Source organism: Sporofaciens sp. St.21A7, from assembly GCF_059728535.1.
Window position 1 is genome coordinate 3495651 of sequence record NZ_BAAGFN010000001.1, and the last position, 12947, is coordinate 3508597.

The following is a 12947-nucleotide window of genomic DNA, read 5'->3' on the forward strand; positions in this document are numbered from 1 at the left end:
ATCTTATCTTAAGCAATATATTTGGATGACCACAATATATAGTGGTGGCTCCCAAGCTTTAAAATACACTGGATCCAGATGGCTCTCAAGCTTTAAATAGATGGCTCCCAAGCATTAGAATAATCAGTCTCTGTCTCATTCAATTACCGCCTCGTTTCCTGACCGCCTTTACAGGACAGTTTTCATAACAGCTTCCACAGTGCAGGCAATGTTCCTGCTGGATATGATATGGCTTTCCCTGTACGATACACCTCTGGGGGCAGCTTTTCTGACATTTTCCGCAGCCAATACAGCTATCGGTAATAAGATACCCCTTTTCTGAAATTGTCCCTGCCCCAAGCGTATAGCTTTCCCGGAAAATGGGATTTACACCCAGATGAAAATATTCAATTTCGGCATTTTTCACTTCAAAAATAATCCCGATTTGTCGGGTATCGCCTGGATACACATTTGCCAAATAGGGCTGTTCCGAAAAAATCCTGTTAATTTTTTCTTCCTGCTCCGATTCGGGGGCAGGTACAGCTTTTGCAGACAGCCGTATCATTTCCTTAAAACGGGTATAGCAAAGTATTTGAACCTTCCCGTTTTCAAGAAGCTCCCGGCAAAAATTTTTTCCTCTGGCTGTAAAAAAATAGAAGCTTTCTTTCTCGAAATGAATCGCGCTGATACATCGAATCTGTGGATTCCCCTCGCTGTCAACTGTAGCAAAGGATAAAACGCCTACAAGTTTTAATTTTTCCATACAAGTTTTTGCATCCATAACAAAATACCTCCTAAAATCGCAATATGCGCCCTTCTTTTCTTTGTTTTGGCGCAGGATGCGGATCACTCTCACGGGGATAGCCTAGTACATCATAAATTAAATAACTAGCCAAATATATATATGAGTGTTATAATCAAATTATTTAATATAGGAAGGAATGTTGATTATGGCACACGCAAATATATTAGATATTGAACAGGAAGATTATGAATATCTCCAATCTCTGTGTAGATGCAGAACAATACAGGCTCAGATTGTTGACCGAGCAAAAATATTGATATACAAAACACAAGGTGAGTCAAATGCCGCAATAGCACAGCGCATAGATGTTAACGTGAATACCGTTAAGTTATGCCTTAAAAAGTTTAAAGAAGGCGGTGTTGATCTTGCTTTATATGATAGACCACGTCCTGGTCATCCAATTGAAATTACAGATGATGCTGTGGCATGGATCGTGGATTTGGCCTGCCAACGTCCAGCTGATCTTGGCTATTCCCAGGAACTTTGGACTCTGAAAAACCTGCATCAGCATATTCAGAAAAATGCACAAGAGGTGGGCTTTCCCCGGCTTGCCACGATCACAAAACCTATGGTTCAAAAGATATTGCGCAAGTCGGAAATCAAACCTTTCAAAATCAAGTATTACTGTGAAAAACGTGACCCTGAATTTGAACAGAAAATGCATGATGTACTTTTGGTATATAAGCAAATATCCTTACAGTTTAATGAAGATGGTAGCATAATCGTCCCAGAAGATGGGATTGTTGTCCATACAGTTTCTTGTGATGAAAAACCCGGAATACAGGCGATTGCAACGACCGGGGATGACCTGCGTCCAACAGCGGATACAGGATGTGTTTACCGTGACGCGGAATATAAGCGTTTAGGGACTCTTTCCTTATTGGCAGGAATTGATCTGCTGACTGGGGAAGCAATTCCACTGGTCAGCGAGAGTCATAAAAGTTCAGATTTTATCAATCTGTTGAAGAAACTGGACAATAAATATCCAGAAGGGGATGTGATACGTATCATATGCGATAACCATTCTGCCCACAAGTCCAAGGAGACAAAAAACTATCTTGCAACGTGTCCGGAGGGACGATTTATCTTTGTATTTACGCCCACGCATGGATCATGGTTAAACATGATAGAAAGTTTCTTTAGCAAGATGACAAAGCAGATGTTAAAAGGAATTCGAGTCAAATCAAAGGAGGAACTCGCTGACCGCATATACCTGTATTTTGAAGAGGTCAACAGGGAGCCAGTTGTATACCATTGGACTTATAAAATGGATGAAATAAGTCAGGATGAAGCCGTTAAAGCTGGCATAAAATCAAATGCTAATTAGGCCAGTTATTAATTATTCAATGTACTAGCAAAAGCTGCATCACCGCATAGCAATCCACAGGGATTTCCCATGTCTTTAATATTTCCTGCCCATAAGGGTCTGCGAAAGCGTTCCAGCCCTGACCGATATAGCAGGAGACGATACCGAGGGAATCAGCCGCCAGCATCATATTTTCGGCGGCAATGGCACAGTCCTCCGGAGAAAAGAGGAAGTTTTTCGGAGCAAACAGGGTAATGACCGTGGGCGCATTGTAAAAGGCGTTCTGCAGATTCGGGTCATCTGCGATGCTAGTACATTGAATAATTAATAACTGGCCTAATTAGCATTTGATTTTATGCCAGCTTTAACGGCTTCATCCTGACTTATTTCATCCATTTTATAAGTCCAATGGTATACAACTGGCTCCCTGTTGACCTCTTCAAAATACAGGTATATGCGGTCAGCGAGTTCCTCCTTTGATTTGACTCGAATTCCTTTTAACATCTGCTTTGTCATCTTGCTAAAGAAACTTTCTATCATGTTTAACCATGATCCATGCGTGGGCGTAAATACAAAGATAAATCGTCCCTCCGGACACGTTGCAAGATAGTTTTTTGTCTCCTTGGACTTGTGGGCAGAATGGTTATCGCATATGATACGTATCACATCCCCTTCTGGATATTTATTGTCCAGTTTCTTCAACAGATTGATAAAATCTGAACTTTTATGACTCTCGCTGACCAGTGGAATTGCTTCCCCAGTCAGCAGATCAATTCCTGCCAATAAGGAAAGAGTCCCTAAACGCTTATATTCCGCGTCACGGTAAACACATCCTGTATCCGCTGTTGGACGCAGGTCATCCCCGGTCGTTGCAATCGCCTGTATTCCGGGTTTTTCATCACAAGAAACTGTATGGACAACAATCCCATCTTCTGGGACGATTATGCTACCATCTTCATTAAACTGTAAGGATATTTGCTTATATACCAAAAGTACATCATGCATTTTCTGTTCAAATTCAGGGTCACGTTTTTCACAGTAATACTTGATTTTGAAAGGTTTGATTTCCGACTTGCGCAATATCTTTTGAACCATAGGTTTTGTGATCGTGGCAAGCCGGGGAAAGCCCACCTCTTGTGCATTTTTCTGAATATGCTGATGCAGGTTTTTCAGAGTCCAAAGTTCCTGGGAATAGCCAAGATCAGCTGGACGTTGGCAGGCCAAATCCACGATCCATGCCACAGCATCATCTGTAATTTCAATTGGATGACCAGGACGTGGTCTATCATATAAAGCAAGATCAACACCGCCTTCTTTAAACTTTTTAAGGCATAACTTAACGGTATTCACGTTAACATCTATGCGCTGTGCTATTGCGGCATTTGACTCACCTTGTGTTTTGTATATCAATATTTTTGCTCGGTCAACAATCTGAGCCTGTATTGTTCTGCATCTACACAGAGATTGGAGATATTCATAATCTTCCTGTTCAATATCTAATATATTTGCGTGTGCCATAATCAACATTCCTTCCTATATTAAATAATTTGATTATAACACTCATATATATATTTGGCTAGTTATTTAATTTATGATGTACTAGGCTGTTCCTTGGACACATAGTTTGTCGCCGTCGCCATATGGGGATTGGTGTTAGCCCGCTTAATTTTTCCGAGCCGCTCATTGACTTCTTTTGTCTGGCAGACAGCAAAGAGTACGCCTTGGCGTCCGCCTGCGCTGGGGGCATACAATCCCGCCTGCAAAATCTCCTGCAAGGCATCCTCTTCTATCTGTTTTTCGTCAAATCTGCGGATTGCCCGCCGATGTAAAATTGTCTTCATGGTTTCATTCATCTTCAAACAACCTCCTTCCAGCATTGCGGGTCAGCGGCATAATAATTTCCGTTTGTTCCCTTTGCGACGGCTGGACAGCCGCGGCAGAACGCCAGCAGCTCGCACTTTGAACATTTTTCAAATTTTTTGTAGTCCCGATAGGCTTCCATTTCACATACCCATATATCTGAAAGCCTGTCTTTGAACACATTGCCCACCTTGCTGTCGGCTACACGCCGGCAGGCAAAGACGTCTCCGGTAGGAAGAATCGTGATATGGCAGTTACCGCAGTTGCAGCCGCCGTAAATCATTCCCTCCTCTCTCGTTTCAGGAATTTTGAAAGTTCCCGTTTCATATTCATACAGCGTCCATAGGTGATCTTTTTTACTGAAATAAGTCTCACAGCCTTCCGCCTCATATTCTTTGAATTTTTTATCACATATTTCAAGCAGTTCCCGGTATTCCTGCGGCGTCATACTTGCGTCCAGGTCGCCGCCGCTTGGAACAAAACGGGAAAAAGCAAATACATTCACGCCTGCTTTTACAACCGTGTCGATAATACCGGGAACCTCCATGCGGTTTGCCTTGGAAACCGTAGTCATAACCACGCTGCGGATTCCTGCACGGTTAATACATCCAATCTTTTCCAAGGTGCAGTCATAGGAGCCGGGTTTTCGGAACCAGTCGTGAGTTTCACGAAGCCCGTCAATAGACAGTTGATATTTCTCACAACCGTATTCCCTAAGTTCACGGCATATCCGGTCGCTTAGGTGAAAGGGGTTTCCGAGAATGGTAAACGGTACGCTGTGTGCATGAAGCAACTTCAACAGCCTCCAAAAATCCGGATGCAGGATCGGATCGCCTCCTGTGATATAGAAATACGGTAAACGGTTGTAAACCTTGCAAAAATCAAGGCAGTTATAAAACGTGTCCTGCATCTGCCGCCAGTCCATGGAATCTATTTTTTTACAGTCATCTCCCGAAAAAATGTAGCAGTGCTTGCAACGCTGGTCGCACTCATCCGTTATGTGCCATTGAAAAGAAAAATATTGTTTCATCTCGCATACCTCGCTTTGCCTTTTTTATATGAAATCGGCTTAGGCAATAAACGCCTGCCGCCGAAAAAATCTCATATGCTCCCGATGGGATATTTCCCATCAGGAACACATTTTGGAAAGAATTTAGAACGTTTTACTTATCGCCCGCTCCGCATGCTGCCGGAGTTTCTGCCGGCTTGTCTGCCGCTCCGCATGCGGAACCCCCATTGTTTCCATTCCATCCAGTTAAGTTAGAAAGTGCCATTGTAGTAACCTCCATTTAAGTATTCAGGGAGCTGTTTTGCTCTCTGTAATTCTTATTATAAGAATTTCTTCCGCCTTCACAAGTACGCAGTTTTTTATAACCCAGGTTACTTTTTTGTAACTTTTGGGGATTTACAAGATTTTCCGGCATTAACAGCTTTGAAACTTCTGCCATTGCAATTTAAAGGATCTTACAATATAATTGAATTGTAATTATCCTTTTGTGAAATAATGGAGGTGTGACATGAAGACGAAAGCCGAATTGCTGCCTGAATGCCCGGTAGCTACAACCGTTCAGCTCATTGGAAATAAATGGAAGTTATTAATCATCCGCAATCTGCAGATACAGCCATGGCGTTTTAATGAATTGCAGAAAAATCTGGACGGTATCAGTCAGAAAGTTCTGACGGACAGCCTGCGGTCTATGGAAGCGGACGGACTTATCACCCGCACTGTGTATGCAGAGGTTCCGCCAAGAGTTGAATATTCCCTTTCAGAATTAGGGGAAACGATGCGCCCGATTCTTGACGCCATGGCAGCATGGGGAAACTCCTACAAATCGATGGCACATTCTTAACAGATACGAATGATTAAACAGCCGCCTCTCTTTTTTGTGCAAGAATAGAGAGGACGAATGAGAGCAGAAGCCTTATAATGATAAAGACAACTTTATACAGGGCACGATATGTGCGGATAGGGAGGTATCTCATGGAATGGATCGAAAGATTAAACCAAAGCATGAATTATATTGAGGAACATTTGACAGGCGAAATTAACTATGAACAGCTTGGGCGGATTGCCTGCTGCTCCACCTATCACTATCAGAGGATGTTTACTTATATGGCGGGTATCACTCTGGCAGAGTATATCCGAAGAAGAAAAATGTCCTTGGCGGCGGTAGACTTGCAGGGCGGGGATGAACGGATTATTGATATTGCAGAAAAGTACGGCTACCGTTCCCCGACTGCATTTAACAGGGCGTTCCAGTCCTTTCACGGGATAGCCCCATCGTCCGTTAAGGCTGAGGGCGTATCCGTGAAATCTTTTTCCCCCATTGTGTTTAACATTGCTGTAAAGGGAGCGGCAGAAATGAATTATAGAATCGAGACAAAAGAAGCATTCCGCATTATCGGCGTTTCTGCACCGCTTGATAAGGAAATCGAGAATAATTTTATGGTTGTGCCAACGATGTGGCAGGAGGCGTCTGTAAATGGGACAATACAAAAATTGGCAGGAATGATGGATACGCCGCCAATGGGACTTTTAGGCGTAAGCGCCTGCAATGATGAAGAACAATGGAAATATTTTATTGCCGTTTCCAGCACAAAAACAAGTGCCGAGTTTGAAGAATATACCGTGCCCGCATCTACTTGGGCAATCTTTTCCGGAACGGGTACCAATCAGTCAATACAGGAATTGGAGCAGCGCATTATAACAGAGTGGCTGCCAACCTCCGGATATGAATATGCCGACGCCCCGGATATTGAGGTTTACTTAAATCCAGACCCACAGAACGCACAATATGAGGTCTGGATACCTGTGGCAAAGAAAAAGGGATAACGGAGGGACTTATGGACGAGAAATTTAATATGTTTATGGAAACCGTTGATGAACGTTTCCGTAGTTTTGTAAGCCAAATCAACGACTATCTGACAAAAAACGACTGTAAGTGCGAAATAAAACTGCAAAAAAGCGGCTATGTTGTGTCCTATGTGTTAAACAACAGCAAAAGGACTTTGGCAGCATTCGTATCCCGAAAAACAGGGATGAAGCTCCGCATTTATCCCGAACATATCCAAGAATACCAGAGCTTTCTTGATACACTGCCCGATAAGGTAAAAAAGGAAATCAAGAAAGCATCCGTCTGCAAACGGCTTATCAATCCCGATGACTGTAACCCGAAATGTGTAATGGGATATACTTTTACGTTGGATGGCGAGCATTATCAAAAATGCCGTTACATGGCGTTTCAGCCTACATTGAGTGAGGAAAACAATCCGTATATCATGCAATTTTTAGAGAAAGAATTGCGGGATAAGCTCTGATTAACAAATCAGAGCTTATCCTAACAATTTACCAGGTTCATAAGTTCCTTCTTTATATTCAAAGAAAAATTCAGAATAATGATCCGTTTCAAATATTTCTAATAATTCTCGCATATTCCAGATTAAATTTACTTTATCTATATCCTTTCTATCAAGCCAAAATACTTTTCCCTCTTCTGATGATTTTAATTCGCCAGAAAATTTGTTTGTTTTATAAAGAAGTACAATATATCTTGTTCCATCCTCTTGTATCCAATCCTTAAAACCACATGGTTGTGGTTCGCTGATATCCAATCCGGTTTCTTCCTTCATCTCTCTGATAACGGAGTCTCTTAAACTTTCTCCTGGCTCAACATGGCCTCCCGGGAACAACAATCCGCCCTCATAACCTGTACCAAGCTTTTCTTGTACAAGTATTCTGTCATCACTATAAATAAGACACATATTTGTTAATTCAATCAACTGTCTCCTTTTCATCCTATGATACACCCTCTGCTGATTCAATTTCTCTACCGCATTCTTCCTTCATTAGATTCTCCCGTTATCAAACTCACCATTTTTTCACAGTCCCTTACTCGCTAAAATTTTATCAAATTTCTTCTCCGACAGGATTTCATGAGTCACAAGCTGACCGTCATAGAAAAGGGAAAAGGTTGTAAATGGCGATGGGCATTCCCTCGCACCCTCTCTAGTCTGGATATGTATGGATTGAAACACCGCATTCCTGGCTTTTGCCATCTCCTCCAGTATCGGTACGTATTTTGCCGTAAAGGGGCATTGGTTTGTGTAATACAACACAAATCCTTCCGGCATACCTTCATGCCCGCCCACCGTATCCCGAAAACGGGGAAGCACAGCACCCTCCTCAAAAGGCAAAGCCAGCAGCTCAAAATAAGGCTCTGCCGTATCCACCGTCTGAAATCCCTTATACCTCATATATTTCGGGTCTGACAGGAAGCCCATTTTCTTTTTGGAGGACAGAATCACAAGACCATTTTTTCCTTTCGCTTTACTGTCCTCTATACACGCGTCCAACAGAAGATTCGAGTACCCATGCCCTTTGAACTGCCCGGATACCCACAGGCAGTCAATATACATATACCCATCTGCCTTGATAGGCGCCCATGCGTATTCCGCAGGGATATACTCTATGAAGCATTTTCCACGGACATTGCCTTTTAGGAATACAAGTCCTTCGTCCAGACGATCCTTCAGCCACTTCTTTTTGGATATGACCTGAATATCCTTATTGCTCGATATGGCGCAGCAAATGTGCTCCTTTTCAATATTTTCATGTGTCAATTTTATAAGTTCCATCATCTATTACCTCCTACTACAATGCAGCGTTTCACCTTTTATAAATTCTCTTTCTGTATCTTATAATAATAGAATTCCAACTACTTTATGAAGTACATTTTCTCCAATAGCCGTTTTATCTGTCTCAATCAGAAAATATTCTATAAACCTTACAGACAAACAAAGCGTGAATATTGCAATGCACAAATTATCTGTTGCTAAGCATAACCTTTACCTCCTTTGCCACTAAACACTTATATAATTCTGCCAGCCTCACATGGTCTTCATATGTGAAACCATCCTTTGTATAATTCGTAAATTTAGTAGTTTCGCTTGCAGGGATATAAGGCGAATCAAGAGCAACATCTAGTGATGTAGTCTGTTCAAATAGTAAACCACTGGCGTTAGTCTGTGCTCCGCCGCCATATCTGTTAGGTACTCTTGTCACTTTAAAATTCCCTTTCACGACATAATGCGTCAATTTCTCTCCAGCCCATTCCTCTCATGAAGTTTGCGGCTTGATTCACTGTTTCACCTTCAATAAGTAGTTTATGAACACCTAATCATTTGATTCTTTTACCAAGCTTTGTAAATTTCTTTCTCTCTTCTGCTATCATAGCCATATACAAAATTGTAAAAATCTTATCGAGTTCTAAAGCATCGTTTCCATATGCTTATGCAATATTAGTTATATGTTTCAAATCGTTATTATTTACTTCTTTTCCTACTAAATTATACACACTTACATAATCTTCATATATTCTAGCCACACCATATGTTCTTCCAAAACTCTGCAATTGTGTAAAATAGTCTCTATCCAATGGTGGGAGTCTTGTTCCATTAGGCTGATTCATATACACGCACCACTCATCAAACTTACCATTATCATATTCTAAAAAAGAACCATCCGGGAAATCTTTAATTCTAGTTTCCATTTACTTTATCCTCCTTTTCAAAACAATCCAACGTAAAGAATTCTGGTAAAGAAATATTTAGGCCTTCACAGATTTTTGAAATAGTTTCAACTCCTGTACTCTCAACATTGAAATGTTTTGCCCAATCCTCCATGCTCATTGGAATTTGGCGCTCTGCCTGCAATTCAGCGTAATCAAGATACAGCGATACAATTCGCTCCATGTAGGACATTTCCTTATCATTCAGATAGTTCTTTGCAATCGACACATCAGTTTTTACGATTTTCCCATCCGGCGCTGCATCCCACACATCTACTTTTCAACCCTTGACATCAACACGACACCCTCAATGGTATTACCTCTTTCCCACAAAACTTTCCTTACTTCCTTGCCGTCAATATAAATCGGAAAGTTAAACTCTATCGACTTCAACGGCATTTTCGATTCTCCATTCGGATATATCTGAATTTCTTTAATGAGGTATGTGATAAGGTTTTTCTTTTCCTCATCACTCATTATAGCATATAACTTTCCAAAGTTCTGCATGATTTTGTAAACATTGTCAAGCGTGATGGCTTCCATCTCAATGGAGCTTTTTCTTAATTTGGCATCTTCAATGCATTCCTCCAGCTCCACCATCGTATCGTACAAAGCATCAAGTCTTAATGTCATATCGTGGATTTTTCTTTCACGGAATCGGGCATCGACAGGAAGATTGTCAATCTCATTTTCCAGACGTGCTTTATTCAAATCCACCTCTTTCAACTTGTTTTCGTAATTGGCAAGTTCTTTATCTACCACGCTTGTATCTGTCTGCACTCCAATCCGCTTTTCAATCTCTTTTGCAAAATAGGCATCGCTTACAAGCTCTCTTACCGCTTCTACTACAAGCGGCTCAATGTCTATTTTCCTTAAAGAAGCTTTGTAGTCACAATGACGCCCCCGCTCCTGCTTATTTCTTCCGCATATATAATAGTAGACTTCCTTATATGTGCCGTCCTTATTTGTCCATGCGTGTTTATTCGTATACATTGAACTGCCGCAAAGGGGGCATTTCAAAACGCCCGTCAACAGATGCGACCTTTCTTTGCCAATTCTTGACGGCTGCTTGATTCCTGTTGCCAAACGCTTTGCATGGACTTTCTGCCAGAGTTCCTCACTGACAATCCCCTCATGCTGCCCGTCCTCTAAAATATAATCATCGGTATGAACCTGCTTATATTCGTTTTTTGTTCCTTTGACTTTTTCACGTGTTCTTCTGCCATATGCAATTTTTCCGCAGTAAACAGGGTTGTCTAATATCTGCCGTATTAAATGGCTGCTCCATGTTTCTAACTTTCCATTCTGACGTGGTATCTTCTTTATCCCTTGCAGATTAAGGTATTTTGCAACTCCCCCAAGCCCTATATCTGAATTTCCAAACTTATCAAATATAATTCGGATTGCTTCGGCTTCTGTTTCCTCTATTAAGAGATGGTTGTCTTTCAGATAATACCCGTATGGGGCAAAGCCGCCGTTCCAGCCTCCCTGCCTTGCTTTTTCCCTGCGCCCGTTCATGGTCTGCTCAATGATATTTTCCCTCTCAATCTCTGCAACCGCTGACAGGACAGATATGAGCAGCTTTCCGCTTGTCTGTGATTATTCTAATGCTTGGGAGCCATCTATTTAAAGCTTGAGAGCCATCTGGATCCAGTGTATTTTAAAGCTTGGGAGCCACCACTATATATTGTGGTCATCCAAATATATTGCTTAAGATAAGATCCCTCTTTTAAGATGTGTTTATGAAAAGTACCCGTACTTTTCAAATACATTTTAAAGGAGGTTTTCTATGTTTAAGAAAACAAAAGTAAGACAGATCCTTGAACTTCTTCACAAGGATCTAAGTGCCAGAGAGATCTCTAAAACTTTGAAGGTCTCTCGTAATTCTATTGCATTTGTGAAAGAATCTTATGACAAATGTGACAAAGACTGGGATGAAATATGTCTGATGAACGATGACGAGATCTATCACCTTTTTTATCCCCATACCTTCAGGCCAAGAAACAGATTTGCTCCAGTGGACTATTCGTATGTCCACAGTGAATTGAAAAAGGTCGGGGTTACAGAAATGCTGCTATGGGAGGAATACTGTGAAAAGTGTAATGCACAAGGGATTTCCCATTGCTGTTCTGCTACATTCGCAAATGGCTATAAACGCTTTATAGCTGATAAAAATTATACCAGTCATATCGAACACAAACCGGGAGTAACTCTGGAGGTTGACTGGTCAGGTCCTACGATGAGCTACATGGATCCTGACAAACAGGAACAGCAAACGGCATATCTGTTTGTTGCGGCTTTTCCGTACAGCCAGTATACCTATGTAGAGGCTGCCGCTTCTATGAACCAATCAGACTGGCTGTCGTGCAATGTCCACATGCTGGAATTCTTTGGCGGGACACCTGTAAGGATTGTCTGTGACAACCTAAAAACAGGCGTGATCAAACACCCGAAACATGGAGAGGTCGTGCTGAATGATTCCTATTTATCTTTTGCAGAACACTACCAGGTTGCAATTATGCCGGCACAGGTAAAGAAACCCAAACAGAAAGCAAGTGTCGAAGGCGCGGTGGGAAAAATTGCAAGAAAGATCATCGGCATGCTCAGAAATGAAACTTTTCATTCTATAGAAGGGCTTAATTCGGCAATCAGAAAAGTGCTTGACAGGCTAAATGACAAACCCTTCCAAAAGAGAAACGGCAGTAGAAAAACAATTTATGAGCTGGAGGAAAAACCATATCTCAGAACCCTGCCAATGCTTCCCTTTGAGATCTGTGAGTGGTCATATAATCACAAAGTAGGCCCGAATTCCCATATATGGTTTCACAAGGGACAATACTCTGTTCCAAGCAGTTACATAAATAAATACGTTGATGTGCAGTATAACAGTTCTCTTGTTTGTATCTACGCCTCACATCAATTAGTAGCTGAGCATAAACGTATTCCCACAGGCATTCGGAATGCGAAAAGAACAGAGATGTCCCATCTTCCATATCCAATATACACTCCGGATACAATGGAATCAACGCTGAATAAAGCAGAAGCTATTGGCAACAGTACAAGAACCGTGATAGGCAGGTTGTATGACAATGCAAAAGTAAAAGAACAGGCTCTTGTAGATGCAAGAACCGTATTGGATATCGCTGGTGTATATGGGAAAGATATCCTTGAAACAGCTTGCAGCCTTGCACTTAAGGACTTTCATCTGATTACTTACAACACGCTTATGCCTTATGTGAAAAGAGCTGCAAAAAACAGAAAAAATGATCTTACAAAAAAGAACGTAAAAGATCATAAGCAGGGAATCGTAAGAGGTGCGGATTATTATAGAGAGGATGGTAAAAATTTATGAATACAGAGATCAAGAAACAATTATCAGTATTAGAACTCAGTGATTTAGTGGCTGTGATCGAGGCTCAGGAAAAAGAAG

The 12947-nt window shown here is 41.5% G+C and carries 15 protein-coding genes and 3 pseudogenes; 5 read left to right on the plus strand and 13 right to left on the minus strand.

Annotated elements, in window-relative coordinates:
- Positions 1-139 precede the first annotated feature (139 nt).
- A complete protein-coding gene (locus AC6I3O_RS17280) occupies positions 140-760 on the minus strand; it encodes a 4Fe-4S binding protein (protein ID WP_497851964.1) in 621 nt (206 codons plus the stop codon).
- A 169-nt stretch (positions 761-929) separates the two neighbouring features.
- Between AC6I3O_RS17280 and AC6I3O_RS17285 the strand changes: the two genes are divergently transcribed.
- Positions 930-2111: an IS630 family transposase gene (locus tag AC6I3O_RS17285; RefSeq protein WP_304523360.1), complete on the plus strand. Its 1182-nt coding sequence runs from the start codon at positions 930-932 to the stop codon at positions 2109-2111.
- 16 nt (positions 2112-2127) lie between these two features.
- Here AC6I3O_RS17285 and AC6I3O_RS17290 read toward each other — a convergent pair whose 3' ends face one another.
- From AC6I3O_RS17290 to acgA, 5 genes are all read right to left on the minus strand, one after another.
- The gene (locus tag AC6I3O_RS17290) at positions 2128-2415 is read right to left on the minus strand and encodes a nitroreductase family protein (protein ID WP_497853500.1); all 288 of its coding nucleotides are present in this window, start codon (positions 2413-2415) and stop codon (positions 2128-2130) included.
- 11 nt (positions 2416-2426) lie between these two features.
- Positions 2427-3608: an IS630 family transposase gene (locus AC6I3O_RS17295; RefSeq protein ID WP_304523360.1), complete on the minus strand. Its 1182-nt coding sequence runs from the start codon at positions 3606-3608 to the stop codon at positions 2427-2429.
- A 71-nt stretch (positions 3609-3679) separates the two neighbouring features.
- Positions 3680-3943, minus strand: coding sequence for a nitroreductase family protein (locus AC6I3O_RS17300; RefSeq protein WP_497851965.1), 264 nt, complete (start codon positions 3941-3943; stop codon positions 3680-3682).
- A gap of 2 nt (positions 3944-3945) precedes the next feature.
- A complete protein-coding gene (gene acgM / locus AC6I3O_RS17305; protein WP_497851966.1) occupies positions 3946-4980 on the minus strand; it encodes a radical SAM/SPASM domain protein, ACGX system in 1035 nt (344 codons plus the stop codon).
- Positions 4981-5113: 133 nt separating this feature from the next.
- A complete protein-coding gene (gene acgA, locus AC6I3O_RS17310) occupies positions 5114-5224 on the minus strand; it encodes an ACGX-repeat peptide (RefSeq protein ID WP_497851967.1) in 111 nt (36 codons plus the stop codon).
- Between the two features lie 243 nt (positions 5225-5467).
- Between acgA and AC6I3O_RS17315 the strand changes: the two genes are divergently transcribed.
- From AC6I3O_RS17315 to AC6I3O_RS17325, 3 genes are all read left to right on the plus strand, one after another.
- Positions 5468-5800 (plus strand): winged helix-turn-helix transcriptional regulator, encoded by a 333-nt coding sequence (locus AC6I3O_RS17315; RefSeq protein ID WP_497851968.1) that lies wholly within the window; start codon positions 5468-5470, stop codon positions 5798-5800.
- 131 nt (positions 5801-5931) lie between these two features.
- Positions 5932-6783 carry an AraC family transcriptional regulator gene (locus AC6I3O_RS17320; protein WP_497851969.1) on the plus strand — a complete coding sequence of 284 codons (852 nt, stop codon included), beginning with the start codon at positions 5932-5934 and terminating at the stop codon, positions 6781-6783.
- A gap of 11 nt (positions 6784-6794) precedes the next feature.
- On the plus strand, positions 6795-7268 hold the full coding sequence (locus AC6I3O_RS17325; protein ID WP_497851970.1) for a hypothetical protein: 474 nt from the start codon (positions 6795-6797) through the stop codon (positions 7266-7268).
- Between the two features lie 15 nt (positions 7269-7283).
- On the opposite strand, the gene AC6I3O_RS17330 is transcribed toward AC6I3O_RS17325, so the two are convergent.
- The 7 genes and pseudogenes from AC6I3O_RS17330 to AC6I3O_RS17360 all read right to left on the minus strand — a co-directional run.
- A complete protein-coding gene (locus AC6I3O_RS17330; protein ID WP_497851971.1) occupies positions 7284-7730 on the minus strand; it encodes an 8-oxo-dGTP diphosphatase in 447 nt (148 codons plus the stop codon).
- Positions 7731-7829: 99 nt separating this feature from the next.
- Positions 7830-8585 (minus strand): N-acetyltransferase, encoded by a 756-nt coding sequence (locus tag AC6I3O_RS17335; RefSeq protein WP_497853501.1) that lies wholly within the window; start codon positions 8583-8585, stop codon positions 7830-7832.
- 187 nt (positions 8586-8772) lie between these two features.
- The gene (locus AC6I3O_RS17340) at positions 8773-9030 is read right to left on the minus strand and encodes a DNA adenine methylase (RefSeq protein WP_497851972.1); all 258 of its coding nucleotides are present in this window, start codon (positions 9028-9030) and stop codon (positions 8773-8775) included.
- A pseudogene (locus AC6I3O_RS17345) lies at positions 9014-9499 on the minus strand (DUF7004 family protein). Before AC6I3O_RS17345 ends, AC6I3O_RS17340 begins: the two are co-directional and overlap by 17 nt.
- 106 nt (positions 9500-9605) lie before the next feature.
- Positions 9606-9785: pseudogene (gene rhuM, locus AC6I3O_RS17350) on the minus strand (RhuM family protein); the annotation flags it as partial.
- Positions 9786-9790: 5 nt separating this feature from the next.
- Entirely contained in the window at positions 9791-11035 is a 1245-nt protein-coding gene (locus AC6I3O_RS17355) for a recombinase family protein (RefSeq protein ID WP_497851973.1), read from the minus strand.
- Positions 11009-11101: pseudogene (locus AC6I3O_RS17360) on the minus strand (hypothetical protein); the annotation flags it as partial. The gene AC6I3O_RS17355 and the pseudogene AC6I3O_RS17360, both read right to left, overlap by 27 nt.
- Positions 11102-11306: 205 nt before the next feature.
- On the opposite strand from AC6I3O_RS17360, the gene istA reads away from it, so the two are divergent.
- Positions 11307-12869 carry an IS21 family transposase gene (gene istA, locus AC6I3O_RS17365; RefSeq protein ID WP_497851974.1) on the plus strand — a complete coding sequence of 521 codons (1563 nt, stop codon included), beginning with the start codon at positions 11307-11309 and terminating at the stop codon, positions 12867-12869.
- Positions 12870-12947 lie beyond the last annotated feature (78 nt).